Source organism: Comamonas sp. C11, assembly GCF_024496285.1.
Taxonomy (GTDB): domain Bacteria; phylum Pseudomonadota; class Gammaproteobacteria; order Burkholderiales; family Burkholderiaceae_C; genus Comamonas; species Comamonas testosteroni_F.
Map to the genome: position 1 here is coordinate 5353032 of NZ_CP101743.1, position 25728 is coordinate 5378759.

At 62.5% G+C, this 25728-nt stretch carries 32 protein-coding genes and 1 tRNA gene; 11 read left to right on the forward strand and 22 right to left on the reverse strand.

The features are described 5' to 3' along the window. Positions 1–13 precede the first annotated feature (13 nt). Complete coding sequence (locus NOX35_RS24655) at positions 14–598, reverse strand: OsmC family protein (protein ID WP_256495062.1); 585 nt, start codon at positions 596–598, stop codon at positions 14–16. A 222-nt stretch (positions 599–820) separates the two neighbouring features. Between NOX35_RS24655 and NOX35_RS24660 the strand changes: the two genes are divergently transcribed. The 7 genes from NOX35_RS24660 to NOX35_RS24690 are packed head-to-tail and all read left to right on the forward strand — an operon-like array spanning position 821 to position 8484. Beyond that, the gene (locus tag NOX35_RS24660; protein ID WP_182284835.1) at positions 821–2533 is read left to right on the forward strand and encodes a TIGR04028 family ABC transporter substrate-binding protein; all 1713 of its coding nucleotides are present in this window, start codon (positions 821–823) and stop codon (positions 2531–2533) included. Between the two features lie 14 nt (positions 2534–2547). Next, entirely contained in the window at positions 2548–3495 is a 948-nt protein-coding gene (locus NOX35_RS24665; protein ID WP_256495063.1) for an ABC transporter permease, read from the forward strand. After that, on the forward strand, positions 3492–4424 hold the full coding sequence (locus NOX35_RS24670) for an ABC transporter permease (RefSeq protein ID WP_256495064.1): 933 nt from the start codon (positions 3492–3494) through the stop codon (positions 4422–4424). The genes NOX35_RS24665 and NOX35_RS24670 overlap by 4 nt, the downstream gene beginning before the upstream one ends. Beyond that, entirely contained in the window at positions 4421–6106 is a 1686-nt protein-coding gene (locus NOX35_RS24675; RefSeq protein WP_256495065.1) for an ABC transporter ATP-binding protein, read from the forward strand. The genes NOX35_RS24670 and NOX35_RS24675 overlap by 4 nt, the downstream gene beginning before the upstream one ends. Then, entirely contained in the window at positions 6087–7205 is a 1119-nt protein-coding gene (locus tag NOX35_RS24680; RefSeq protein ID WP_256495066.1) for a putative FMN-dependent luciferase-like monooxygenase, read from the forward strand. The genes NOX35_RS24675 and NOX35_RS24680 overlap by 20 nt, the downstream gene beginning before the upstream one ends. Further along, positions 7202–7897, forward strand: a complete 696-nt coding sequence (locus tag NOX35_RS24685) for a CMD domain protein (RefSeq protein WP_256495067.1) — start codon at positions 7202–7204, stop codon at positions 7895–7897. The genes NOX35_RS24680 and NOX35_RS24685 overlap by 4 nt, the downstream gene beginning before the upstream one ends. Further along, entirely contained in the window at positions 7894–8484 is a 591-nt protein-coding gene (locus NOX35_RS24690; protein WP_256495068.1) for an alkylhydroperoxidase domain protein, read from the forward strand. Before NOX35_RS24685 ends, NOX35_RS24690 begins: the two co-directional genes overlap by 4 nt. A gap of 8 nt (positions 8485–8492) precedes the next feature. Here NOX35_RS24690 and NOX35_RS24695 read toward each other — a convergent pair whose 3' ends face one another. After that, on the reverse strand, positions 8493–9998 hold the full coding sequence (locus tag NOX35_RS24695; protein WP_256495069.1) for a DASS family sodium-coupled anion symporter: 1506 nt from the start codon (positions 9996–9998) through the stop codon (positions 8493–8495). A 268-nt stretch (positions 9999–10266) separates the two neighbouring features. Here NOX35_RS24695 and NOX35_RS24700 point away from each other — a divergent pair, with 268 nt between their 5' ends. Then, complete coding sequence (locus NOX35_RS24700) at positions 10267–10584, forward strand: hypothetical protein (RefSeq protein WP_182284843.1); 318 nt, start codon at positions 10267–10269, stop codon at positions 10582–10584. Positions 10585–10668: 84 nt separating this feature from the next. Here the strand turns inward: NOX35_RS24700 and NOX35_RS24705 are convergent. The 19 genes from NOX35_RS24705 to NOX35_RS24795 form a co-directional block, all read right to left on the reverse strand. Continuing rightward, positions 10669–10745 (reverse strand) — tRNA-Met (locus tag NOX35_RS24705). A 40-nt stretch (positions 10746–10785) separates the two neighbouring features. Next, complete coding sequence (gene rplQ, locus NOX35_RS24710) at positions 10786–11169, reverse strand: 50S ribosomal protein L17 (RefSeq protein ID WP_003050544.1); 384 nt, start codon at positions 11167–11169, stop codon at positions 10786–10788. A gap of 131 nt (positions 11170–11300) precedes the next feature. Next, positions 11301–12299, reverse strand: coding sequence for a DNA-directed RNA polymerase subunit alpha (gene rpoA, locus NOX35_RS24715; RefSeq protein WP_003050542.1), 999 nt, complete (start codon positions 12297–12299; stop codon positions 11301–11303). Positions 12300–12411: 112 nt separating this feature from the next. Next, positions 12412–13035, reverse strand: a complete 624-nt coding sequence (gene rpsD, locus NOX35_RS24720; RefSeq protein WP_003068426.1) for a 30S ribosomal protein S4 — start codon at positions 13033–13035, stop codon at positions 12412–12414. An 89-nt stretch (positions 13036–13124) separates the two neighbouring features. Next, positions 13125–13529, reverse strand: coding sequence for a 30S ribosomal protein S11 (gene rpsK / locus NOX35_RS24725; protein WP_003050538.1), 405 nt, complete (start codon positions 13527–13529; stop codon positions 13125–13127). Positions 13530–13546: 17 nt separating this feature from the next. Then, entirely contained in the window at positions 13547–13912 is a 366-nt protein-coding gene (gene rpsM, locus NOX35_RS24730) for a 30S ribosomal protein S13 (RefSeq protein WP_003068424.1), read from the reverse strand. A 22-nt stretch (positions 13913–13934) separates the two neighbouring features. Next, positions 13935–14048, reverse strand: coding sequence for a 50S ribosomal protein L36 (gene rpmJ, locus NOX35_RS24735; protein ID WP_003050535.1), 114 nt, complete (start codon positions 14046–14048; stop codon positions 13935–13937). Between the two features lie 118 nt (positions 14049–14166). Beyond that, the gene (gene secY / locus NOX35_RS24740) at positions 14167–15480 is read right to left on the reverse strand and encodes a preprotein translocase subunit SecY (protein ID WP_003050520.1); all 1314 of its coding nucleotides are present in this window, start codon (positions 15478–15480) and stop codon (positions 14167–14169) included. 24 nt (positions 15481–15504) lie between these two features. After that, entirely contained in the window at positions 15505–15936 is a 432-nt protein-coding gene (gene rplO, locus NOX35_RS24745; RefSeq protein WP_003050519.1) for a 50S ribosomal protein L15, read from the reverse strand. A gap of 11 nt (positions 15937–15947) precedes the next feature. Beyond that, on the reverse strand, positions 15948–16130 hold the full coding sequence (gene rpmD / locus NOX35_RS24750; protein ID WP_003050517.1) for a 50S ribosomal protein L30: 183 nt from the start codon (positions 16128–16130) through the stop codon (positions 15948–15950). Between the two features lie 14 nt (positions 16131–16144). Then, positions 16145–16666: a 30S ribosomal protein S5 gene (gene rpsE, locus NOX35_RS24755; RefSeq protein WP_003050515.1), complete on the reverse strand. Its 522-nt coding sequence runs from the start codon at positions 16664–16666 to the stop codon at positions 16145–16147. A 15-nt stretch (positions 16667–16681) separates the two neighbouring features. Next, positions 16682–17047 carry a 50S ribosomal protein L18 gene (rplR, locus tag NOX35_RS24760; RefSeq protein WP_003050513.1) on the reverse strand — a complete coding sequence of 122 codons (366 nt, stop codon included), beginning with the start codon at positions 17045–17047 and terminating at the stop codon, positions 16682–16684. Between the two features lie 11 nt (positions 17048–17058). Beyond that, positions 17059–17592 carry a 50S ribosomal protein L6 gene (gene rplF / locus NOX35_RS24765; RefSeq protein ID WP_003068417.1) on the reverse strand — a complete coding sequence of 178 codons (534 nt, stop codon included), beginning with the start codon at positions 17590–17592 and terminating at the stop codon, positions 17059–17061. A gap of 24 nt (positions 17593–17616) precedes the next feature. Continuing rightward, the gene (gene rpsH / locus NOX35_RS24770) at positions 17617–18012 is read right to left on the reverse strand and encodes a 30S ribosomal protein S8 (protein ID WP_003050510.1); all 396 of its coding nucleotides are present in this window, start codon (positions 18010–18012) and stop codon (positions 17617–17619) included. Positions 18013–18032: 20 nt separating this feature from the next. After that, entirely contained in the window at positions 18033–18338 is a 306-nt protein-coding gene (rpsN, locus tag NOX35_RS24775; RefSeq protein ID WP_003050509.1) for a 30S ribosomal protein S14, read from the reverse strand. A gap of 8 nt (positions 18339–18346) precedes the next feature. Beyond that, positions 18347–18886: a 50S ribosomal protein L5 gene (rplE, locus tag NOX35_RS24780; RefSeq protein WP_003050507.1), complete on the reverse strand. Its 540-nt coding sequence runs from the start codon at positions 18884–18886 to the stop codon at positions 18347–18349. Between the two features lie 10 nt (positions 18887–18896). Next, positions 18897–19214, reverse strand: coding sequence for a 50S ribosomal protein L24 (gene rplX / locus NOX35_RS24785; protein WP_003068411.1), 318 nt, complete (start codon positions 19212–19214; stop codon positions 18897–18899). Between the two features lie 12 nt (positions 19215–19226). Continuing rightward, positions 19227–19595, reverse strand: a complete 369-nt coding sequence (rplN, locus tag NOX35_RS24790; RefSeq protein WP_003050500.1) for a 50S ribosomal protein L14 — start codon at positions 19593–19595, stop codon at positions 19227–19229. A 421-nt stretch (positions 19596–20016) separates the two neighbouring features. Then, positions 20017–21612: a glycerol-3-phosphate dehydrogenase/oxidase gene (locus NOX35_RS24795; RefSeq protein ID WP_256495072.1), complete on the reverse strand. Its 1596-nt coding sequence runs from the start codon at positions 21610–21612 to the stop codon at positions 20017–20019. Between the two features lie 499 nt (positions 21613–22111). Between NOX35_RS24795 and NOX35_RS24800 the strand changes: the two genes are divergently transcribed. From NOX35_RS24800 to glpK, 3 genes are read left to right on the forward strand one after another with little or no spacing between them, the layout of a single operon-like run. Beyond that, on the forward strand, positions 22112–22876 hold the full coding sequence (locus tag NOX35_RS24800; RefSeq protein WP_034373828.1) for a DeoR/GlpR family DNA-binding transcription regulator: 765 nt from the start codon (positions 22112–22114) through the stop codon (positions 22874–22876). Further along, entirely contained in the window at positions 22873–23352 is a 480-nt protein-coding gene (locus NOX35_RS24805; protein ID WP_182284845.1) for a GNAT family N-acetyltransferase, read from the forward strand. Before NOX35_RS24800 ends, NOX35_RS24805 begins: the two co-directional genes overlap by 4 nt. Before the next feature lie 14 nt (positions 23353–23366). Next, positions 23367–24863: a glycerol kinase GlpK gene (gene glpK, locus NOX35_RS24810; protein ID WP_182284846.1), complete on the forward strand. Its 1497-nt coding sequence runs from the start codon at positions 23367–23369 to the stop codon at positions 24861–24863. A gap of 98 nt (positions 24864–24961) precedes the next feature. Here the strand turns inward: glpK and aqpZ are convergent, their stop codons facing one another. Beyond that, positions 24962–25660, reverse strand: a complete 699-nt coding sequence (aqpZ, locus tag NOX35_RS24815; RefSeq protein WP_256495073.1) for an aquaporin Z — start codon at positions 25658–25660, stop codon at positions 24962–24964. Between the last annotated feature and the right edge of the window lie 68 nt (positions 25661–25728).

The following is a 25728-nucleotide window of genomic DNA, read 5'->3' on the forward strand; positions in this document are numbered from 1 at the left end:
TTTCTAAAGGTTATCAGGCCGCCAGGCGCTCGGGCGCGCTGGAGTCGGTATGGCGCACTTCGGCGCGGATGGACTGGGGGCTGCGCAGCAGGTTGAGGATGGGGCAGGTTCGCTCCACGGCCTCGAACAGCGCATCGATCTCGGCGCGGCTGGCCGGCGAATCGATATGCACGGTGTAACCGATATCGTGCGGCCAGATCGGCGTCGCTTCGTGGCCGGGCTTGCCGCCGCGCGGGTCGATGATGCCCGTGACCTCGACCTCCAGGCTCTCCAGCGGCACCTGGCGCTCGGCCGCCTGGATCAGAAAGATATGGGTCACGCAGGTGCCCAGCACGCCCAGTTGCAGCTCGGGCGAGCTGGGGCCCAGGTTGTAGCCTGCGAAATCGGGCGGGCTGTCGCTGATGACCTGGTGTTCGCGGATGCGCAGACGGCGCACACCGCTGCGCCCCTCGGCACGCACGCTGGCCTTGAGTCTGGCGGCCTGGGCCGTGCCCGCCGCAATGGCGGCGCTGCGTGCCAGCACGGCGGCGCGTTTTTCGGAAAGATATTCGTTGAGATGACTCATGAGCGGGCTTTCGATAAAGGAATGCCAGGCCATTGTTGTGAGAGCGGCGCGTCGGGCCAACAAAGGAATTCGTCTGCGCTTATGCGCGCAGCAAATATGCAGGCTCACGCTGCTTAGTTGTTTTTCGCATAACGATGCTACTCAATATATGAGCACAAATATTTGTGCGTCAATAGCATGAGAACCATGAATCCGGTCGGTCGCTGCGGCGATGCGTCCGGAACCTGAGTTTTCAGCGCCATGTGGCGACGAGGTATGAACGTGTTTTTCCCTTCGCAGACGGATCCATCGATAAAACAGCCGGTGCACAAGCCGGCCCAACGCCGAGCCCTATGGGCCGCAGTGGCGGTACTGACGGGCGGCATGCTGCTGGCCGGCTGCTCCAGGCAATCCGGCACGGCCCAGGCCGGCGCCTCTGCGGAACCGGTCCAGGGTGGCACCCTGGTCTACCTCGAACAGCAGGCACACACCAATCTCTATCCGCCTGCCGGGGGCTTCTATCCCAACGGCGGTGTGCTCAACCAGATCACGGACAAGCTGACCTATCAGGACCCCGAGACACTGGAGATCCAGCCCTGGATCGCCGAGTCCTGGACCGTGAACGCCGATGCCACCGAGTACAGCTTCAAGCTGCGCTCCGGCGTGAGCTTCTCGGACGGATCGCCGCTGGACGCGGCCGCCGTGGCGCGCAACTTCGACACCTATGGCCTGGGCAACAAGGCGCTCAAGCAGCCGGTTTCCGAGGTCATCAACAATTACGAACGCAGCGAAGTCGTCGATCCGCTGACCGTGAAATTCTTCTTCAAGAAACCCTCGCCGGGCTTTCTCCAGGGCACTTCGGTGATCGGCTCGGGCCTGGTCTCGCCGGCCACGCTGGATCGTCCATTCGAGGAGCTTGGCGATGCCACGCGCATCATAGGTTCGGGCCCCTTCGTGGTGGCCAGCGAGACCCTGGGCAAGGAGCTGGTGCTCAAGGCGCGCAAGGACTACAGCTGGGGCCCGGCCAAGCTGGCCCACCAGGGCCGCGCACGCCTGGATGAAGTCAAGTTCATCGTCACGCCCGAGGACAGCGTGCGCATAGGCGCACTGCTGGCCGGCCAGGCCGGCTTCATCCGCCAGGTCCAGGCCTATGACGAAAAGCGCGTGGAGCAGCAGAAGTTCGCCATCTATGCGCCTTCCACGCGGGGCGTGAACAACAGCATCGCCATCCGTCCCGACAACGCCCTGGTGGCCGATCTCAAGGTGCGCCAGGCCCTGCTGCATGGCACCAATACCAAGGAGATTGTGGAAACCCTCTTCTCGCCGCGCTACCCGCAGGCACGCTCGGTGATCGCCTCCACGGCAGCCGGCTATGTGGACCTGTCGGCCAAGCTGGTCTTTGACGAGGCCAGGGCCAGACAATTGCTTGACGAGGCCGGCTGGAGCCTGGGCGCCAACGGCCTGCGCCAGAAGAACGGCCAGGACTTCGTGCTCTCGACCTACGAATCACTGCCCCAGCCGCAGAACAAGGAAACCCTGCAGCTCGTGGCCCAGCAATGGGCCAGGTTGGGCATCAAGCTCAATGTGCTGGCCGGAGACTCGGGCAGCCGCACGGTGGACACGCTGGACCCCGACAAGACCGGCGTGCTGCCGGGCATGGTGGGCCGCGCCGATCCCGACGTGATCAAGAGCAATTACTACCCGAGCAACCGCAATGTACTGCTGCAAAAAGGCGGTGTGAGCCAGAAGGTCAAGTCCTTCGAGGACGGCAAGCTCAACCGCCTGTTCGATGCTATTGCTGCCGAGACCGATGCCAACCGACGCCTGGCGCTGACCGGCGAGGTGCAGAACTATCTGATCGATCAGGCCTATGTGATCCCGATCTTCGAGGAGCCCCAGGCCTTCGCGGGTGCGACCTGGGTGCGTGAGGTGGGCTTCGAGGCCGTGGGCCGTCCCAGCTTCTACAGCACCTGGCTGGCCAAGCGCTGACAAAGGAATCGCCCATGCCTCGCCACTATCTGCTTGGCCGCATCGCACAGGCCGCCCTGGTGCTGTGGGCGGCTTTCACCGCCTCCTTCATACTGCTGCAACTGCTGCCGGGCGACGCCGTGCTGATCAAGTTCCTGAACCCCGAGCTGGGCCTGGGCCCGCAGGAGATCGCCGACATCCGCGCCGCCTATGGCGCCGACCAGCCCGTCTGGCAGCAATACCTGCACACGCTGGCTCAGTTCCTCACGGGCCATTTCGGCTACTCGCTGCAGGCCGGCGTTCCCGTGAGCCAGGGCCTGGCCACCAGTCTGCCGCCCACGCTGCGCCTGGCGGCCCTGGGCTTTTCCACGGCGGCGCTGCTGGCCATCGCTCTGGCGGCTGCGGCCAGCCTCGCGCCTCTGGCCTGGCTGCGCAATGCCCTGCAAGCCCTGCCATCGGTCTTCGTCTCCGTGCCCGTTTTCTGGCTGGGCATCATGCTGATCCAGGTGCTGTCCTTCCGTCTGGGCTGGATTCCCGTCATCAATCCCGGCCCCTGGGAAGGCCTGGTCCTTCCCACGCTGACGCTGGCCATCCCCATTTCGGCGCCACTGGCCCAGATCCTGCTGCGCAATATCGACACCATGCTGACCCAGCCCTTCGTGGCCGTGGCGCGCGCCAAGGGCGCCTCTCGCGCCTGGGTGCTGCTGCACCATGTGGCGCGCAATGCCTTGCTGCCCACCTTGACGATTGCCGGCGTGCTGTTCGGCGAGCTGCTGGCCGGTGCCGTGGTCACCGAGGCCGTGTTCGGCCTCAACGGCCTGGGCACGCTGACCCAGCAGGCCGTGGGCAACCAGGACACGGCCGTGCTCCAGGCCGTGGTCGTGGTCTCGGCCGCCGCCTTCGTGCTCATCAACCTCGCCGTGGACCTGCTCTACCCGCTGCTCGATCCTCGTTTGCGTCATTCTGTGGAGAACCGGGCATGAACACCGCCGCCTCGACCGCCATTCCCAAGCCCCTGGCATCCGGCGTCGCATCGTCCGCAGCGCCCAGGCTGGCGCCCTCGCCGGCACCGGCCGCAAAAAGCCTGCGCCCCGTCCTGATCGATCTGCAAAGGCTCAGGCGCCTGCCGCCCACGCAGGCCCTGGCATGGCTGGTGATTGCCACCGCCGCGCTGTGGGCCCTGGTTCCGGGCTGGTTTGCCCATCAGAACCCCGTCGTCGGCCAGGCCGGCCAACAGTTGCTGGAGCCCGGCCTCGCGCACTGGCTGGGCACGGATGCGCTGGGGCGTGATCTCTGGGCCCGCGTGGTGCATGGTTCGGTGCACTCCTTGTCGGGTGCTTTCCTGGCCGTGGCCGTGGGCCTGGTGGCAGGCACGCTGATCGGCCTGCTGGCCGGTGCCACGGGCGGCCGTGTCGATGATGCGCTGATGCGCTTCGTCGACGTGCTGCTGGCCGTGCCCTCGCTGCTGCTGTCGCTGACCATCATCATCTTGCTGGGCTTTGGCACCATCAATGCTGCCATCGCCGTGGGGGTGGCATCCGTGGCCGGCTTCGCGCGCCTGGTGCGCTCGGAAGTGGTTCGCGTGCGGCGCTCCGACTATGTGGAGGCGGCCTTCGGCAGCGGCGGACGCTTTGCCGCCGTACTGTGGCGCCATGTGCTGCCCAATTCGCTGACCTCGGTGGTGGCCCTGGCCGCGCTGCAGTTCGGCTCGGCCATCCTGTCGATCTCCACGCTGGGCTTTCTGGGTTACGGCGCGCCGCCGCCCACGCCAGAATGGGGTCTGCTGATCGCCGAAGGGCGCAACTACATCGCCACCGCCTGGTGGCTGACCACGGCGCCGGGCCTGGTCGTGGTGGCCGTGGTGCTGGCCGCCAACCGCATCGGCGCCTCCTTCGCGCGGAGGCCGGCATGAGCGCCCTGCTGCAAGACCGACCCGCCACGGCAATCCCAGCCTCTGCTGTCGCCCCGCTGCTCGAAGTCCAGGACCTGGTCATCGCCTACCGCGACCACAGCGGCCAGGAGCAGCGCGTGGTCCACGGCCTGTCGTTTTCCGTGGCGCCCGGCGAGGTCGTGGCGCTGGTCGGCGAATCGGGCTCGGGCAAGACCACCACGGCCCAGGCCGTGATCGGCCTGCTCGCCGACAACGGACGCCGCGAGCAAGGCAGCATCCGGCTGCAAGGCACCGAGGTCTCGGACTGGAGTGCCGCGCGCTGGAACAGCATTCGCGGCCGCGTGCTCAGCCTGGTGCCCCAGGATCCGACCACCTCGCTCAACCCCGTGCGCACCGTGGGCGACCAGGTCGGCGAAATCCTGCGCATTCACGGCCTGCGCGACCGCTCTGCCATCGAGGCCCGCGTGATCGACCTGCTGACGCGCGTGGGCCTGTCACAGCCCGCCCTGCGGGCGCGCCAGTATCCGCACGAGCTGTCGGGCGGCATGCGCCAGCGGGTGCTGATCGCCATCGCCATCGCGCTGCGGCCTGCGCTGATCATCGCCGACGAGCCCACGAGCGCGCTGGATGTCACGGTGCAGCGGCGCATCCTGGATCTGATCGACGAGCTGCGCCGCGAAACCGGCACCGCCGTGCTGCTGGTCACCCACGATCTGGGCGTGGCCGCCGACCGCGCACATCGCCTCATCGTCATGCAGGGCGGCCGCATCCAGGAACAAGGCCCGACACTGGAGCTTCTGCGCAATCCGCAAAGCGCCTATACGCGCCGCTTGCTGTCTGATGCTCCCTCGCTCACGCACGCCCCTCGTCGCACTGCGCCATCGGCGGCGGCAACTGCCCAAGACTGGGCCATCGAGGTCGAGGACCTGATCCACGACTTCCAGGCCCCCGGCCAGGGGCGCGGCGTTTTCCGTGCCGTGGACGGCGTGTCGCTGCGCCTGCGTCGGGGCTCCACGCATGCCATCGTGGGCGAGTCGGGCTCAGGCAAGACCACGACCATACGCGACATCGTGGGCCTGGCACGCCCTACATCGGGTCGCATCCGCATCGCCGGCGTCGAACTCACGGGCCTGCGCGGCGAGGCCCTGCGCCAGCTGCGCCGCCGCGTGCAGCTGGTCTACCAGAACCCGTTCAGCTCGCTGGACCCGCGCCAGCGTGTCTTCGACATCATCGAGGAGCCCCTGCTGAACTTCGACCCGCTGCCGGCCGATGAGCGCCGCCGGCGCGTGCACGACATGCTGGAGCGCGTGGGCCTGCCGGCCGGCGTGCTGCAGCGACGCCCGCATGCGCTCTCGGGCGGCCAGCGCCAGCGCGTGGCGCTTGCGCGCGCCCTGGTGCTTCAGCCGCAGGTGCTGGTGCTGGACGAGGCCGTTTCGGCCCTGGACGTGACCGTGCAGGCCCAGATCCTCGCCCTGCTCGCGCAGCTGCAGCAGGACCTGGGCCTGAGCTATCTCTTCATCTCGCACGACCTTGCCGTGGTGCGCCAGATCGCCGACACGGTGTCGGTGCTGCGCGCAGGCAAGGTGGTGGACGCAGGCAGCGTCGAGGACGTGTTCCTGCACCCCACCAGCGACTACACGCGCGAACTCAAGGACGCCATTCCCGGCAAAAGGAGCATTGATTTTGTCCCCCACCCCGCCTGACACTCTTGCTCGCGCGCGCCCTGCACCGCGCCTGGGCTTCTTCAGCCGCCTGCTCGATGAGGTACCGGCCGGCGAACGCTACCGCCTGGTCACCGAGCAGATCGCCCATGCCGAAGCCCAGGGTTTCGACTCGGCCTGGATCGCCCAGCATCATTTCCACGAAAGCGAGGGCGGCCTGCCCTCGCCCTTTGTCTTTCTCTCGCATGTGGCGGCCCGCACGCGGCGCATCCGTCTGGGCACGGGTGTGGTCACGCTGCCGCTGGAAAACGCGCTGCGCGTGGCCGAGGATGCGGCCGTGCTGGACCTGCTGTCGAGCGACCGCCTCGAAGTGGGTCTGGGCACAGGCGGCACGGCAGAGTCCTTCGAGGCCTTCGGCGTCACAGGCAGCGAGCGCGGCGCGGTCTTTGCGCGCAACTTCGCCGTGCTGAGGGATGCCTGGGCCGGGCGCGTGCTGGCAGGCGGCGTGCGCCTGTACCCCGCAGCCCCGCAACTGCTGGAACGCGTCTGGCAGGCCACGTTCTCGGTCGAGGGCGGGGCACGCGCCGGCGCCAGCGGCGACGGCCTGATGCTCTCGCGCACCCAGCCCCGACCCGGGGGCCGCCCCCGGGCCACGCTGTCCGAGATACAGAACCCCATCATCGAGGCCTATCTCGCGGCCCTGCCCGCAGGACGCGCACCGCGCATCCTGGCCTCGCGCACCCTGCTGGTTGCCGACAGGCGCGAACAGGCACTGCAATGGGCCGAGGCCGGTCTGCGCCGTTCGGCCCAGCGTCATGCGGCCCTTGCCTCATCCGCGTCCACGCAATGGGCAACGCGCGTCGATCCGCAGGCGCCGCTGCAGCAGCTCATTGAAGCCTATGACGTGCATGTGGGTACGCCCGAGGAGGTGATCGCCTCGCTGCGCGCCGACACGGCGCTGGCGCAAGCCACCGACATCGTGTTCCAGGTCCACTCCATCGATCCGCCGCACCAGGGCATTCTGCGCTCCATCGAGCTGACGGCAGCCGTCGTGGCGCCGGCTCTGGGCTGGCGCCGCAGCGAGGCCCCCGCCGGCGCTTCACACCCCCCAGTCCGGACCGGACTGCTTCAAGCCGCATGACCATGAGCAACACCGCACAGACCCGCTTTCCCGAAGATGTGATCGACCATCTCGCCGACATCGCTGCAGGCAGCACGCTGGATCAGGTGCGCCGCCACCGCAGCGAGGCACGCACCCAGGCCCAGCAAAGCTTTGCCGCGCTGTTCACCCCCGCCGAGCCTGTCGCAGGAACCGTCTCCCTACGCGAGCGCCTGACGCTGGCCGCCTTCACGGCAGGCCTGCATGGCGAGTCACGCAGCGCCGGCTTCTATGCCAAGGCCCTGGCCACCGAAGACGCGGAACTGGCCGCCGCCGTGGCCAGCGAAGTGGTGCGCGGGCGCGCTGCCAGCCTGCAGGCCGGCAGCGGCCCGCACGGCCCCTACGGGATCTATCCGGCCGGCCCCTTGAGCCGCGAGGACCAAAGCGGCCCCAGCTACGCCGTGGACCCGGCGCATGCGGCTTTGCTGGGCCCGCGCCTGAGCGCCGCGCTGGCCCATGCCCATCTGCTGGCCTACCACCCACGCGATGCGAGTGCCCAGGCCTTGCTGGCGCTGCAGCAGGCCGGCTGGAGCGAGACCGATATCGTCATCCTGTCCCAGCTCGCCTCTTTTCTGTCCTTCCAGATCCGCCTCGTGGCGGGGCTGCGCGCGCTTGGCGCACGAGCTGCAGTCACCACGGCATCTTCCACCTCAGCCCTGCAAGCCCAGCCATGACAACCACGCACAACACCTCACCCCAGGTCTTCACCCAGGAACAGCTCGACTGGCAGCCATGGATAGCTCCTCTGCAGGAGAGCGAGCTGAGCGAGCGCCACCATGCGGGGCTGGTGGACGCGGCGCGCGCGCGTTCACCTTATTTCCGGCTGCTGGCGCGCGACCCCGACACGCTGGGAGCACGCACGCGCACCGACAAGGACATCTTCTACAACCCCGATGCCGGCCTGCCGCGCGCAGAGCGCGAACTGGCAGCAGCCGCAACCTCACGCACCAACGGCTGCATCTACTGCGCTTCGGTACATGCGCGCTTTGCCTCGCATTTCTCGCACCGCGCAGCCGATGTGCAGCGCCTGCTCGATGAAGGCACGGGCGCCGACCTGGGCCCTCGCTGGAACGCCATCGTCGCCGCCGCCGTGGCCTTGACGCAGACGCCGCCCGCGCTGGAGTCCAGCCATATCGATGCACTGCGCGCCGCCGGGCTCGACGATGCCGCCATCTCCGATGCGCTTCACGGTACGGCGTTCTTCAACTGGGCCAACCGACTCATGCTGTCCCTGGGCGAGCCCTTGCACACGGCCACCTGAGGCCGTAGTCACCACAACCCCAGCAGCTTCCACCAGACAGCGCCGACGACAGCGAAGATCAGCAGCTCCAGCACGCACATGACAGCACCTACGCGCCACCAGACACCCAAAGTCACATAGCCGCTGCCGAAGATGATGGGCGATGTTCCGGTCGCGTAGTGCGTCAGCGTCATCATGATGGCCGAGCCGGCCGTCATCATCAGCATGAAGGGCACGACATAGTCGGCAGGGATCAGCTGCGCACCCACGGTCAGAAAGGCCAGCATCATGGCGCTGATATGGGCGGTGGTGCTGGCAAACAGATAGTGCGAGAAGACGAAGACGCCCACCAGAATGGCAGCCACAGGCAGCCAGTCCAGGCCGCTGGCGACGATGGCATTCTTCAGTCCATCGGCAAACCAGGCGACCACCCCTAGCTTGTTGAGCTGCTCGGCCAGCATGACCAGGGCACCGAACCAGATCAGGGTGTCCCAGGCACTTTTCTCGGACAGCACGTCATCCCAGTCGATGGTGCCCGTGATGATCAGGGCGAACAAACCGAGAAACGCCACCACGGTCGGGTCCAGCGTAAAGGCCGGACCGAAGAGCATCTGCGGCACATTCGCCCACAGCAGCAGCATCATGCCGAAGGTTCCCAGCATGACACGCTCCTTGCCCGACAGCGGGCCCATGCGGGCCATCTCGGCACGAGCGTACTCCACGGCATTGGGCGTGGCCTTGAGCTCGGGAGGCGACAGCAGATAGACCGCCAGCGGCATCAGCAGCAGACACAGCAGGCCTGGCAGCAGCATGTACAGCGCCCAGCTTGTCCAACTCAGATGCAGGGACTGACCCGTGGCCTTGGCCACCAGGTCCACGACCAGAGGATTGGGCGCCGTTGCGGTCAGGAACATGGCCGAAGTGATCGGATTGGAATGGTAGTTGACCAGCGCCAGATAGGTCCCGACCTTGCCCTGTGTACCCTTGGCCGGGTCCGATTCGAAGGCGTTGGCAATGGACTTCATGATCGGATGCACGATACCGCCGCCGCGTGCCGTGTTGCTGGGCGTGAACGGGGCCAGCACCAGCTCACAGATCGCAAGTCCGTAGCCTATGCCTATGGTGCGCTTTCCCATCAGCGCAATGAACAGCAATCCGATGCGGTTGCCGAGCCCCGTTTTCTTGAGGCCGCGCGAGATCAGAACAGCCACCACGATCAGCCAGATCAAGGGGTTCGCAAAGCTGCTCAGCGCATCCGTGATCGCCCCCTTGGAGGAACTGGAGGTCACCTGGGACAGCGACACGATGACAATCGCCATCAGAGCCATCACGCCTATGGGCATGACCTTGAGGATAATCGCCACGATGGTTGTCAGAAAGATGGCCACCAGCTGCCATGCCTTGGCATCCAGCCCAGCCGGCACCGGCGTCAGCAGCAGACCGATCAGCACCAGGGTGGCAATCAATGCAGGCACCAGCCGAAACGGCACGGCCGATTTGAGGTAGCGGAACATCGAGACGATTTTCTCGAACATACAAGTCCTTTTCTTTACCTGCAGCGCATCGAGACACCATACCTCAGCTCGGAGAAATCCAGGAGACACGGACGGGCATTGGTGGTCGAGTCGCAGACTGGCATCATGATGCAGTGCCGCACAGCGTCGACCCCAGGCCGACGTTCACCTTATCGACATTTGATAAGCATCAAGACTTGTAGAAGCAAAATCAACGGCCGGACTCGGGGTATGCCAGCATCCGGGTCTGGGACAGACGTCCATGGATTGAGCAGGAGAGCCACCCTACATGCCAGCGAATCGATTCTTGCCCGATGAATGGGAAAACCGCCTTGAGGAAATAGACCTGGAGATCCTGCATCAGGCAGCCATCTGCAAGATCCGGCTGCTCGGCCCCGGTGCTGTCGAACGCGTGCTGGCCAACGATGCCGGCATCTGCGGTGCCGAACATGAGACGGCATTCAGGACCTTGCGCGGCCTTCTCTATCTGCACTACACCGAGGTACTGCATATCAGCGAGGTGCTGAGCCCGGAAATCGCCCAGGTGATCGCCGACCGCGTACGCGAGCACCTGCGCCGCCGCTCAGGCACGCAGTCAGGGGTATGACGAGCTAAGGCGGATGCTGCCTTCTGGCCCATGGAGAAAATGGACAAAAAAAAGGTCACGACATTGTCGTGACCTTTTTCAATTTGGTTGCGCGAGAAGGATTTGAACCTCCGACCTTTGGGTTATGAGCCCAACGAGCTACCAGACTGCTCCATCGCGCGGTATTTCCAAATTATAGCAGGCTTTGCAGCCTGCCCTGGCTTATTCAGCTGCTGCAGCGGCTTCTTCAGCGCGCTCGACCAGCTCCACATAGGCCATGGGTGCATTGTCGCCCACGCGGAAGCCCATCTTCAGGATACGTGTGTAGCCACCGGGACGCTGAGCGTTGCGGGGACCCAGCACGTTGAACAGCTTGGTCACGCTGTCGCGGTCGCGCAGACGGTCGAAAGCCAGACGGCGGTTAGCCACGGTATCAACCTTGGCCAGAGTGATCATGGGCTCGATCACGCGACGCAGTTCCTTGGCCTTGGGGACCGTGGTCTTGATTGCTTCGTGCTCGATCAGCGAGTTCATCATGTTCTGCAGCATTGCCTTGCGGTGTGCAGAAGTGCGGTTCAGTTTGCGGAGGCCGTTGCCGTGACGCATGGTGCTTTTCCTTTGCTCCCCGTTTTTATCCGGAGATCTTTTCTAAATTAAATCAGGCAGCCGTATCAGGTACTGCCCGAGGCACTTGGACTTTGCCAGATCAACTCCGGCAAAGTCCTCTATTGTAGCAATTAACGCTTTTCCAGGCCAGCGGGTGGCCAGTTTTCAAGCTTCATGCCCAGAGTCAGACCGCGGGAAGCCAGAACTTCCTTGATCTCGTTGAGCGACTTACGACCCAGGTTGGGAGTCTTGAGCAGCTCGTTTTCGGTACGCTGGATGAGGTCACCGATGTAGTAGATGTTCTCTGCCTTGAGGCAGTTGGCAGAACGCACGGTGAGCTCGAGCTCGTCCACAGGACGCAGCAGGATGGGATCGAACGACGTGGCAGCACCGCGGCCACCGGCAGGAGCGTCGAACACGCTGGCGATATCGCCACCGTCGAGCTGGGCAAACACTGCCAGCTGCTCCACCAGGATCTTGGCGGATGCGCGCACTGCGTCTTCAGCGGTGATGGCACCGTTGGTTTCGATTTCCAGAACCAGCTTGTCCAGATCGGTACGCTGTTCCACACGTGCGGATTCGACAGCGTAGCTCACGCGCTTGACGGGCGAGAACGAGGCGTCGAGCACGATACGGCCGATCGACTTGGTCGATTCGTCACCATAGCGGCGCACGTTGCCGGGCACATAGCCGCGGCCCTTTTCCACCTTGATCTGCATGTCCAGCTTGCCGCCTTGCGACAGATGGGCGATCACATGATCAGGGTTGACGATTTCTACGTCGTGGGGGGTCTGAATGTCACGGGCAGTGACAACACCTTCGCCATCCTTGCGCAGGCTCAGGGTGACTTCGTCACGATTGTGCAGCTTGAACACCACACCCTTGAGGTTCAGCAGGATGTTCGTCACATCTTCCTGGACACCGTCGATGGAGGAGTACTCATGCAGCACCCCAGCAATCGTCACTTCCGTCGCTGCGTAACCCACCATGGAGGAGAGCAGAACACGGCGCAGGGCATTGCCCAGCGTATGACCGTAGCCACGCTCAAACGGCTCCAGAACAACCTTGGCACGGTTGTGACCAAGTTGCTCGACATTGATTGTCTTGGGCTTCAGCAAATTCGTTTGCATGCAGACTTCCTCTCAATACCCTCGGCTCGTTACACCGGTAAGGCTGGTGAAGCACCCACGGCGCGATGCCTCGCGCCGTGGGGACGGTTTACAGAAATGTCGCTGCTAAAGATTAACGCGAGTACAACTCAACGATCAGGGATTCGTTGATGTCAGCTGCGAATTCATCGCGGTCAGGAGACTTCTTGAAAGTACCTTCTGCCTTGTCAGCAGACACTTCAACCCATGCGGGGAAGCCCACTTGAGCAGCCAGTTGCAGAGCCTCGACCACGCGAGCTTGCTTCTTGGACTTTTCACGCAGAGCAACCACGTCGCCTTCCTTCACGGAGAAAGAAGGAATGTTTACGGACTGGCCGTTCACAGTGATAGCCTTGTGCGACACCAGCTGACGTGCTTCAGCGCGAGTGGAGCCGAAGCCCATGCGGTACACGACGTTGTCCAGACGCGATTCCAGCAGCGACAGCAGGTTGGCACCAGTGTTGCCACGCTTGCGGTCAGCAGCTTCGAAGTAGCGGCGGAATTGCTTCTCCAGCACGCCGTACATGCGCTTGACCTTCTGCTTTTCGCGCAGTTGCAGACCGTAGTCGGAAGTGCGCTGACCGGAAGTGCGGCCATGCTGACCAGGCTTGGTGTCGAACTTTGCCTTGTCTGCGATGGAGCGACGTGCGCTCTTCAGGAACAGATCGGTGCCTTCGCGGCGGGAGAGTTTTGCCTTAGGGCCAATATAGCGTGCCACTTGATTTCCTTTGTGTCATCTACCGTGCGCAAACACGGGAGCCGCCCGCGATGCAAATGCACCTGGGCGGCGGTGGGCTTGATAAAAAATTAGATACGACGACGCTTTTGAGGGCGGCAGCCGTTGTGGGGAACCGGAGTCACGTCCGAGATGGAAGTGATGCGGATACCCAGAGCACCCAGGGCGCGAACCGAGGATTCACGGCCAGGACCGGGACCCTTGATTTCGACTTCCAGGTTCTTGATGCCCTGTTCGATAGCAGCACGACCGGCCACTTCCGAAGCAACCTGAGCAGCAAAGGGAGTCGACTTACGCGAACCCTTGAAGCCCTGGCCACCCGACGAAGCCCACGACAGAGCGTTGCCTTGACGGTCGGTGATGGTGATGATCGTGTTGTTGAACGAAGCGTGCACGTGCGCGATGCCGTCAGAAATATTCTTACGGACCTTCTTGCGAACGCGAGCAGCTGCGTTGTTTGCGGGAGACTTAGCCATAATGATCTTTCAATCTCTTATTTCTTCAGAGCCGCAGCACCCTTGCGCGGACCCTTGCGAGTACGGGCGTTTGTGCGGGTACGTTGACCGCGCATGGGCAGGCCGCGACGATGACGGAAACCGCGGTAGCAACCGATGTCCATCAAGCGCTTGATGTTCATCGTGGTTTCGCGACGCAGATCACCTTCCAGAGTCATGGGATTCAGGAAGTCACGGATCTTTTCCAGATCAGCGTCCGTCAGGTCCTTGACCTTCTTGGAATACTCGATACCGCATGCTTCGCAGATCTTGCGAGCTGTAGTGCGACCGATGCCATAGATGGCAGTCAGGCCGATTTCAGCATGCTTGTGCGGCGGGATGTTAATGCCAGCAATACGTGCCATATTAGTCCTCTAATGCTTTCAATCAACCTTGGCGCTGCTTGTGGCGCTGGTCAGTGCAGATCACGCGCACAACACCTTTGCGGCGGATGATCTTGCAGTTACGGCAGATTTTCTTGACCGAAGCCGAAACTCTCATTCTTTTCTCCTAAAACTTTCCATCCACTATCGGCCTATCGACCCGGAAACAATGCCCGCGATAGATCGATGGGCGTCTACTAACTTTTGGCAGGCTGCCCCCTCGGGCAGCCTTGTCATCAAATACCAGCCTTAAAGTTCGCTTTTTTCAGGAGCGACTCGTATTGCTGCGACATCACGTAGTTCTGCACTTGCGCCATGAAGTCCATTGTCACGACCACGATGATCAGCAACGATGTACCACCGAAGTAGAACGGAACGTTGTACTTCAGGATCAGGAATTCGGGCAACAAGCACACGAAGGTAATGTAGATCGCGCCAGCCAGGGTCAGGCGAACCAGAATCTTGTCAATGTAGCGGGCTGTCTGTTCGCCAGGACGAATCCCGGGGATGAAAGCGCCACTCTTCTTCAGGTTGTCGGCAGTTTCCCGGCTGTTGAAAACCAGGGCCGTATAGAAGAAGCAGAAGAAAATGATCGCGGCAGCATAAAGGATGACATAGATTGGCTGACCAGGGGTCAACGTGCTCGCAATATCCTTCAGCCAGCGCATGGATTCTCCTGCACTGAACCAATTCACCACCGTAGCGGGCAGCAAGATGATCGACGAAGCGAAGATGGGAGGAATCACACCTGCCATGTTCAGCTTCAGTGGCAAGTGCGAAGACTGACCACCGTACACCTTGTTGCCGACTTGTCGGCGTGCGTAATTCACCAAGATCTTGCGTTGACCTCGTTCGACATACACGACGAAATACGTCACGGCTGCCACAACGAGAACAATGAAGATTGCCGCCAGAATGCTCATGGCACCGGTGCGCACCAGCTCCAGCAGACCGCCGATGGAACTCGGCAGGCCTGCGGCGATACCGCCAAAGATCAGTATCGAGATACCGTTGCCCAGACCACGTTCAGTGATCTGTTCACCGAGCCACATCAGGAACAGGGTACCGGCCGTGAGACTGACCACCGCAGTCATGCGGAAGCCAAAACCAGGGTTCAGAACCAAGCCTGCGGAGCTTTCCAGGGCAACAGCAATTCCCAAGGACTGAAACAGCGCCAGGCCCAGAGTGCCGTAGCGGGTGTACTGGGTAATCTTGCGACGACCCGCTTCACCTTCCTTTTTCATCTGCTCGAATGTCGGGACCACGTAGGTCATGAGCTGCATGATGATCGATGCCGAGATGTACGGCATGATCCCCAGTGCGAACACTGTGAAGCGCGAGAGCGCTCCACCCGAGAACATGTTGAACAGATTGAGAATGCCGCCCTGCTGGCCAGAGAACAGCTGCTGCAGCTGCGCTGGGTCGATGCCCGGAACGGGGATATGCGCCCCGATGCGGTATACGACCAGCGCAAGCAACAGAAAAACCAGACGACGACGCAGGTCGCCGAATTTTCCAGTCTTTGCAATTTGAGCTGCGCTAGTAGCCACGGATGTCTTCTTTCAGAACTTTAATCAGGCGATGCTGCCACCGGCAGCTTCGATGGCAGCCTTGGCACCGGCGGTAGCGCCGATACCGTTGAGCTTGACAGCCTTAGTCAGTTCACCGCTCTTGATGATCTTCACCACCTTAGCGATAGAGCCAACCAGACCGGCTTGCTTCAGAGCAGCCAGATCGACTTCGGCCAGGCCGAGCTTATCCAGCTCGGACAGGGTCACTTCTGCATTGAACTTCAGCAGATGCGACTTGAAGCCACGCTTGGGCAGGCGACGCTGCAAAGGCATTTGACCGCCTTCGAAGCCCACCTTGTGGTAGCCACCCGAACGCGACTTCTGACCCTTGTGACCGCGACCGGCAGTCTTACCCAGACCAGAACCGATACCGCGACCCACGCGACGCTTGGCGTGCTTGGCGCCGTCTGCAGGCTTGATGCTATTGAGTTCCATCATCAATCCTTTCAGAGAACCTTCACCAAGTAGGCGATCTTGTTAATCATGCCGCGCACTTCAGGAGTGTCCTGCAGTTCGCTGACGCTGTTCAGCTTGCGCAGACCCAGGCCACGCACAGTCGCACGGTGCGACTCTTTGGTGCCGATGGGGCTACGAACCAGCTGAATCTTGACAGTTTGTTGTGTTGTCATGTGCTGGACTCCGATCAGGCGGTGAAGATGTCTTCGACCGACTTGCCGCGCTTTGCTGCCACGTTCGCAGGGGTCGTGGAGTTCTTCAAAGCGTCGAAAGTTGCGCGAACCATGTTGTAGGGGTTCGACGAACCGTGGCTCTTGGCCACGATGTCGGTGATACCCACCACTTCAAAAACAGCGCGCATAGGGCCGCCAGCAATGATGCCGGTACCCTTGGGAGCTGGGTGCAGCTCGACCTTGGCAGCGCCGTGATGGCCCTTCACCGAGTGGTGAATGGTGCCGCTCTTGAGTGCAACCTTCATCAGGTTGCGACGGCATTCTTCCATCGCTTTTTGCACGGCAGCAGGCACTTCCTTGGACTTGCCCTTACCCATGCCAACGCGACCGTCACCGTCGCCAACCACGGTCAGTGCAGCGAAGCCGAGAATACGACCGCCCTTCACAACCTTGGTGACGCGGTTGACCGCGATCATTTTTTCGCGCAGACCGTCGTCACGACCTTCGTCTTGCACTTTGGGGGAAAATTTAGCCATTTGTATCCGCTCCGCTTAGAACTGCAGGCCCGCTTCGCGAGCGGCTTCTGCCAAAGCCTTCACGCGGCCGTGGTATGCAAAACCGGCGCGGTCGAAAGCCACTTTCTCAACGCCAGCAGCCTTAGCCTTCTCAGCAATGCGCTTGCCGATCAGCGTGGCGGCGGCCACGTTGCCACCCTTGCCAGCGGCGCCGAGTTGCGAACGCACTTCGACTTCTGCAGTGGAGGCCGAAGCCAGCACGGTAGTGCCGTCTTCCGAAACCACGGAGGCGTAGATATGGAGATTGGTGCGGTTCACGCTCAGACGTGCAACGCCTTGCTGGGCAATGCGGATGCGAGTCTGACGGGCACGGCGCAGACGCTGCTCTTTCTTGTTCAACATCATGCAGCTCCTTACTTCTTCTTGGTCTCTTTGATCACGACCTTCTCATTCGCATAGCGAATGCCCTTGCCCTTGTAAGGCTCGGGAGGACGAACGGCACGGATCTCAGCAGCCAATTGACCGACCACTTGACGGTCAGCACCCTTGATCACGATCTCAGTCGGAGTGGGGGTAGCGACAGTGATGCCGGCGGGCATCTCGAAGTTGACGGGGTGCGAGAAGCCCACAGCCAGGTTCAGCTTGGAACCTTGTGCAGCGGCCTTGTAGCCCACGCCAATCAGCGTCAGCTTCTTCTCGAAGCCTTCAGTCACGCCCTTGACCATGTTGTTGACCAGCTGGCGGATGGTACCGGCCAGGGCGTCAGCTTCACGGGAATCGTTGGCGGGAGCAAAGGACAGCTTGCCGTCGTTGTTGCCGATGGTCACCAGGCCGTTCAGAGCCAGCGACAGATCGCCGCCCTTGCCCTTGACCTTGATGGTTTCAGCGTTGATGGACACATCCACACCTGCGGGGATGGTCACAATAGCTTTTGCTACGCGAGACATTTCAGTATTTCTCCTTAATGTCCGTTAGGCCACATAGCACAGCACTTCACCGCCGATACCGGCAGCACGTGCTTTGCGATCAGTCATCACGCCCTTGGGAGTAGTGACGATGGCCACACCCAGGCCGTTCTGGACCTGAGGAATTGCGTGACGACCCTTGTACACGCGCAGGCCGGGACGGCTCACACGTTCGATACGCTCGATCACAGGGCGACCGGCGTAGTACTTCAGGGTAATTTCGAGTTCGGACTTGCCACCTTCGGACTTCACTTCGAAGCCGTCGATATAGCCTTCTTCCTTCAGCACTTGTGCGATGGCAACCTTCACCTTGGAGGAAGGAGCCGACACAGTGGCCTTGGAGACCAGTTGTGCATTGCGGATGCGGGTCAGCAAGTCAGCGATGGGATCACTCATGCTCATGTTTAATCTCTCCTGCTTGCTTACCAGCTGGCCTTGGTGACACCGGGGATGTCGCCAGCAAAGGCCAATTCACGCACCTTGGCACGACCCAGACCGAATTGGCGGAAGGTACCGCGAGGACGGCCAGTGATCTCGCAACGGTTACGCTGGCGAGTGGGGTTCGAGTTACGGGGCAGCTTCTGCAGACCCAGGCGAGCGGCGTCGCGCTCTTCGTCGGAACGCTTCACGTCGCCGGCGATTGCCTTCAGTTCTGCATACTTGGCAGCATACTTGGCTGCCAGCTTTTCGCGCTTCAGTTCGCGCTGAATCATTGCTACTTTAGCCATGCGCCACCTCAGTTCTTGAAGGGGAATTTGAAAGCGGCGAGCAGTGCCTTGCACTCTTCGTCGTTCTTCGCTGTTGTCGTGATGCTGATGTTCAGACCACGCAGAGCGTCCACCTTGTCGTACTCGATTTCGGGGAAGATGATTTGTTCTTTGACGCCAACGTTGTAGTTGCCGCGACCGTCGAACGAACGACCCGAGATACCACGGAAGTCACGCACGCGGGGCAGAGCCACGGTCACGAAACGGTCCAGGAATTCGTACATCTGAACGCCACGCAGGGTCACCATGCAGCCGATAGCTTGGCCTTCGCGGATCTTGAAACCAGCGATAGCCTTCTTGGCCTTGGTCACCACAGGCTTCTGACCAGCAATCTTGGTCAGGTCAGCCACGGCGTTGTCCATCACCTTCTTGTCGGCCACGGCTTCGCTCACACCCATGTTCAGAGTGATCTTGGTCAGACGGGGCACTTCCATAGCGGAGGTGTAGCCGAACTTTTCCTTCAGTTCAGCCGCGATCTTTTCGCGATAGAGTTTTTGCAGTCGTGCCATGTGTTACTCCTTAGGCGGCGATTTCAGCGCCATTGGACTTGAACACGCGAACACGTGTGCCGTCGGCGTTCACCTTGATGCCCACGCGATCGGCCTTGCCGGTCGCTGCATTGAAGATAGCCACGTTGGATTGGTGGATAGGCATGGCCTTTTCCACGATACCGCCGGTGGTGCCCTTCATGGGGTTAGGCTTGGTGTGCTTCTTGACCAGGTTGACACCGTCCACGATCACGTGGGAGTCATCCTTGCGCAGAGAAACCACGCCACGCTTGCCCTTGTCACGGCCGGTCAGCACGATAACTTCGTCGCCCTTGCGAATCTTGTTCATGGTGCTATTCCTTTAGAGAACTTCAGGGGCCAGCGACACGATCTTCATGAACTTTTCGGTACGCAGTTCACGAGTCACGGGGCCAAAGATGCGGGTGCCGATAGGCTCCAGCTTGGCGTTCAGCAGCACGGCGGCATTGCCGTCGAACTTCACGAGCGAGCCGTCTGCACGACGGATGCCCTTGGCGGTGCGCACCACCACAGCACTGTAGATCTCGCCTTTTTTGACGCGACCACGAGGAGCTGCTTCCTTGACGCTCACCTTGATGATGTCGCCAACACTTGCGTAGCGACGATGAGAACCGCCCAGCACCTTAATGCACTGAACAGACTTCGCGCCGGTGTTGTCGGCAACCTCTAACCGAGATTCTGTTTGGATCATTTCAATATTCCCAACTTGCTCCAGCAACGCTCGACAGCCCCAGAGTCTTCTCAAGGGCTGATCAAGCAGCCGGTCAGTCTTGGGCCCGTCGTCCACCTTCCGGACCATTCCGGAGGGCTTCCCGCTGGGCAGAAAGTTCCACGCTTTTAAACGTGAAGCAGGAGATTGTCGCAGGAAATCCTTTGTGCGTCAAGCGTTTAGCCTGCAATACCCGCACTGATTTCACTGGCGCAAAGCCTGGCAGACAGGCCCTCGCACTTGCAACCAAAACAATAGCATGCTGCGCAATTAGCACATTGATTTCAAACAATAAATTACCTGAAATCAACAGCCATCAAGCACTGCCAGCTCACATTTCCAAGAGAGCTGCGAACCGCAGCCTGTTGCCCATACGCCACGCCCCGCAGGGCGGCCGCGCAGATCAGCCCTGGACGGGCAGATATTGGCGGGTCAGGGCCAGGAAGTCGTTGAGTTGCACGTCCTGGGCCAGCTCCTCGGTCAGGATGGCCGCCACGCGGGGCGCGATCTCGGCCGCCTTGCGGGCATCGAGGAAAAGCAGGCGACTGCGGCGCGCCAGCATGTCCTCGACGGTGCGCGCGTATTCAAAGCGGGCGGCAAAGCGCACCATGGCCTCCGAGAGACCATCCATCAGCCAGTTCTGCGCACCAGGCAGCGCAGCCACGGCAGCGGCATCCGTGCCGTAGGAGTGCAGGCCCTGACTCTGGTTCATGCTGTGCGTGACGGCCGCCTCGGCCGGCGCCCCCACCAGCGGCAGGTTCACGGTAACCCCGGCAGGACGACCGGGCAGGCGGCCGATCTGGAAGCATTCGGCCAGCACATCCTCGGACATGGCCCGGTAAGTCGTCCATTTGCCGCCGGTGACGGTCACCAGGCCGGTCTTGCTGGACATCACCGTGTGCTCGCGGCTGATCTTCTTGGTGTTCTCGCCGTCATCGTCCTGCGGCTTGACCAGCGGGCGCAGGCCCACCCACATGCTGCGCACATCGGCCAGCGTGGGCTGTCGATTCAGATACTTGCCGGCCTCGCCGAGAATGAAATCCAGCTCCTCGGGGAAAGGCAGGGGTTCGCGCGCCAGGTCGTTACGCGGCGTGTCGGTGGTTCCCAGAATCACCTTGCCCAGCCACGGCACGGCAAACAGCACGCGGCCATCGGCCGTCTTCGGGATCAGCAGCGCATGATCCGTGGGCAGGAACTCGCGGTCCACCACCACGTGCACCCCCTGGCTGGGCGCAACCATGGGCTTGACGGGCTTGCCCTGGGCCTCGGCATCCTGCTGGCGAAACAGATCCACCCAGGGCCCCGTGGCATTGACCACGCACTTGGCGCGCACGGTGAAGTTGCGACCCGATTCCGCATCGCGGCAGATCAGCCCGGCAATCTGCTGCCCCTCGTAGATCAGCTTTTCCGCCGGGCAGTAATTGATCAGCAAGGCGCCCTTGGCCGCTGCGGTACGCGCCAGCGCCAGCGCCAGACGCGCATCGTCAAACTGGCCATCCCAGTACTTGACCCCGCCCTTGAGACCTTTTTGCTGTACGGTCGGCAGGTATTTCACGGTCTTGGTGCTGGAGAGGAATTCGGTAGCCCCCAGGCCGGCCTTGCCGGCCAGCGCGTCATACATCTTGAGGCCGATGCCGTAGAACGGCGTATCCAGCAGCTTGTACGAGGGCATCACAAAGGCCAGAGGCTGGGCCAGATGCGGTGCGTTGTGCAGCAGCGTGGTGCGCTCGTGCAGCGCCTCGCGCACCAGGGAGATGTTGCCCTGCGCCAGATAGCGCACGCCGCCATGCACCAGCTTGGTGGCGCGCGAGGAAGTGCCCTTGGCGAAGTCCAGCGACTCCAGCAGCACGACCTTGAAGCCGCGCGCCGCCGCATCCACCGCCACGCCCAGCCCCGTGGCACCGCCGCCCACGATGGCCAGATCGAAGCTTTCGGTCTGCGCCAGGCGCTCCAGCAGTTGTGCACGCGTTGTAGCCAAGGGTTGAGTGGACTGGTTCATGGAACGACTTCTGCGGTGATCGCCGTGCCGCCACCATCACGGATGGGACGCACACAACGAAGAATAAATTTCAGATCGAATATTTTCGCTCTTTTTCGCTTTTTGTGGGCGCCAACCCCTGAATATCGATTCGTTTTCGCGCGATTCAAGCCAAAACCGCTGCTCCAGCGCCACTCCGGCCAGGCCGCAACATCGGCAATCGGCGCGCTTGCACACACTCAATGCATGAACTGCATTCTTCTTGTCGTGCCAATTGTTACTGCTGCAACAACTCACCACGATGACATATAACCGCAGCTTGCTGTCAGACTTCAGACTCGACGCGGATTCATTTTTGTTTTTTACCGGGCAATTCCATAGAAAATCACCCTATTAGAGGTTCGTTTGGATTCGCTCACAATCCCTGCACTGCCCGCTGCGGCTGGCGCTCTCCCCTATAGAGCTCTTCATCTGCAGCCCGTCCATGCGCCAATAGCACCTATATAACCAGTCATCAGTCATGAACAGCAATCCCCGCCAGTTGCAGCTTGTCGAAGAAGTCCGCGCCCGCCAATCCACCTCGGTAGAGCAACTGGCCGAAATCCTCGGTGTCACGCTGCAAACCGTGCGCCGCGACATACAGAAGCTGGCCGATGCCGGACTGCTGGTGCGCTTTCATGGCGGCGTGCGCGTGCCCAGTGCCACCGTGGAGAACCTGGCACATACCCAGCGCCAGGTATTGCATGCCGAAGGCAAGATGCGCATTGCACGCGCCATTGCAGAGGCCATTCCCAACGGCTGCTCGCTGATTCTCAACATCGGCACTACCACCGAAGCGGTGGCCCAGGCCCTGCTGCAGCACAAAGGTCTGCGTGTCATCACCAACAATCTCAATGTCGCCGCCATCCTCAGCAGCAATGCCGATTGCGAAGTCATCGTCGCCGGCGGCGTGGTGCGCACACGCGACCGCGGCATCGTGGGCGAGGCGGCCGTGGACTTCATGCGCCAGTTCAAGGTGGACATTGCCGTGATCGGCATCTCGGCCATCGAATCGGACGGCAGCCTGCGCGACTTCGACCTGCGCGAGGTCAAGGTGGCCCAGACCATCATCGGCCAGTCGCGCGAAGTCTGGCTGGCCGCCGACCACAGCAAGTTCAGCCGCCAGGCCATGGTGGAGCTGGCCCGCCTGAACCAGATCGACCGCCTGTTCACCGACGTGCCACCCTCCGCGCCCTTCGATGCCCTGTTGCGGGATGCCGAGGTGCAATGCACCATCGCCCAATGAACGCGGCCCCCTATCTGATCCGTCCTGCGCTGCCCGAAGATGCCGCGGGCATTGCCGGGCTGCTGCATGACATAGGCTGGTTCAAGGCCTACGAAAGTCATTCCGCGTCCCAGAACACCGAGGCCGTGAAGGCACTGCTGGACGAGCTGCAGACCGGGCCGGAGCGCTCTCTGATGCTGGTGGCGCAAGACAGCCAGCAGCACATTCACGGCTACTGCGCCGTGCACTGGCTGCCGGTCGCCGTGCTGCAAGGCTGGGAAGCCTATGTGAGCGAGCTGTTTGTCGCCGAGGCAGCGCGCGGTGCAGGCCTGGGCCAGCAACTGCTGGACGCGGCCACACAGGCAGCGCGCGAGCGCCATTGCATACGCATCTGGCTGGTCAACAACCGCGAGCGCCCTTCCTATGTGCGCGGCTTTTATTCCCGGCAGGGCTGGAGCGAGCAGGCCGAAATGGCGCGCTTTGTGCTCCCCCTCTGAACCTCGGACAACTCATGACAACCTATCTGCTCGCCCTGGACCAGGGCACCTCCAGTTCCCGCTCCATCGTCTTCGACACGCAAGGCCGCATCGTTGCCTCGGCCCAGCTGGAGCTGCCGCAGATCTATCCACAGCCGGGCTGGGTGGAGCATGACCCGCGCGAGATCTGGCGCACCCAGCTGAGCACCGCCAAGGAGGCGCTGGCCAAGGCGGGCCTCAAGGCTGGCGATATTCGCTCGGTAGGCATTACCAACCAGCGCGAGACCACCATCGTCTGGAACCGCAAGACCGGCGCCCCCATTCACCATGGCATCGTCTGGCAGGACCGCCGCGCCGAACCCACCTGCGTGCAGCTGCGCGAAGCCGGTCACAGCGACGCCATTTTGCAGAAAACCGGTCTGCGCATCGATGCCTATTTTTCAGGCACCAAGCTCAAATGGCTGCTGGACAACGTGCCCGGCGCACGCGCCGCAGCACAGGCCGGCGAGCTGGCCTTCGGCACGGTGGATTGCTGGCTGATCTGGCAGCTGACGGGCGGCAAGCGCCATGTCACCGATGTGAGCAATGCCAGCCGCACCATGCTGTTCAATGTGCACAGCAACCAATGGGATGCCGATCTGCTGGCCCTGCTCGACATCCCTGCGTGCCTGATGCCCGAGGTCCTTCCCTCGGCCGCCGACTTCGGCCAGACGGCCGACGAAGTGCTGGGCGGCTCCATCAATATCGGCGGCGTGGCCGGCGATCAGCAAAGCGCGCTGTTCGGCCAGGCCTGCTTCGACGCGGGCATGGCCAAGAACACCTACGGCACGGGCTGCTTCATGCTCATGCATACGGGCAGCAGCTTCCAGACTTCGAGCAACGGCCTGCTGACCACCTCGGCCGCCCAGGCAAGCAGCCAGCCCCAGTTTGCGCTGGAAGGCAGCGTCTTCGTCGGCGGTGCCGTGGTGCAGTGGCTGCGCGACGGCCTGCAGGCCATCGAACACAGCGGCCAGGTCCAGCAACTGGCCGAAAGCGTGCCCGACAGCGGCGGCGTGATGCTGGTGCCGGCCTTTACCGGCCTGGGCGCCCCCTACTGGAAGCCCGATGCGCGCGGCACCATCACTGGCCTGACGCGCGGCACGACGATGGCCCATATCGCCCGTGCGGCCCTGGAATCCATTGCCTACCAGAGTGCAGCCCTGCTCGGCGCCATGAGCCGCGACGCCGTGGCCACGGGCGGCACGCCGGTCAGCGAGCTGCGCGTGGACGGCGGTGCCTGCGTCAACAATCTGCTGATGCAGTTCCAGGCCGATCTGCTGGGCATTCCCGTGGTGCGCCCGGCCTGCGTGGAAACCACGGCTCTGGGTGCAGCCTATCTGGCCGGCCTGTCCAGCGGCGTCTATCAGAGCACCGAGGAGCTGTCGGCCTTGTGGAAGGCCGAGCGCCGCTTCCTGCCCACGCTGGGCAAGGACCGCGCCGACGAGCTGATGCAGCGCTGGGAACAGGCCGTGCGCCAGACCACGGCACAGTAAAGCCGCTGCACTGGGCGCTGGCCAGGCAAGCGCCCAAGCCATCAAAAAAGGGATGACAAGGCATCCCTTTCTGCTTGGGCAGCAGCCGCGTTGCACGCTCAGTCTTCGTCACCCAGCAGCGCCTTGTGGATCACGGCGCCGATGATGGCACCCACGATGGGGGCCAGCCAGAACAGCCACAGCTGCTCCAGCGCGATGGCCGGCCCAAACAGCGCCGGGCCGGTGCTGCGGGCGGGGTTGACCGAGGTATTGGTCACGGGGATGGAGATCAGATGGATCAGCGTCAGGCACAGACCGATGCTCATGCCCGCAAAGCCCACGGCGGCTTTCTTGGTGGTGGAGCCCAGGATCACCAGCAGAAACACGGCGGTCAGCACCACCTCGGTCACCAGCGCCGCCGCCATGTTGAACTTGCCCGGCGAGTGCTCGCCATAGCCATTGGTGGCCAGATCGGCCACCTGGGCACCGGCCTTGCCGCTGGCAATGAAGTACAGCACGGCTGCCGCCGCGATGGCCCCGAGAACCTGGGCAATGATGTAGCCGGGCAGCTCGGCAAAGCGAAAGCGCCCCGCCACCGCCAGTCCGACGGACACCGCAGGATTGAAGTGGCCGCCGGAGACCGGGCCGAAGGCATAGGCGCCCGTCAGCACCGTCAGGCCGAAGGCAAAGGACACGCCCAGCAGGCCGATGCCCACTTCGGGAAAGGCCGCTGCCAGCACCGCGCTGCCGCAGCCGCCAAAGGTCAACCAGAAAGTACCCAGAAACTCTGCCGACCATTTTTTGACATTGGATGCCATGATTGCTCCCTATTTCGGATGGGCGTCGTCCGAGCCGCCCCACGCGGCACGGAACCGCTGGCATCTTA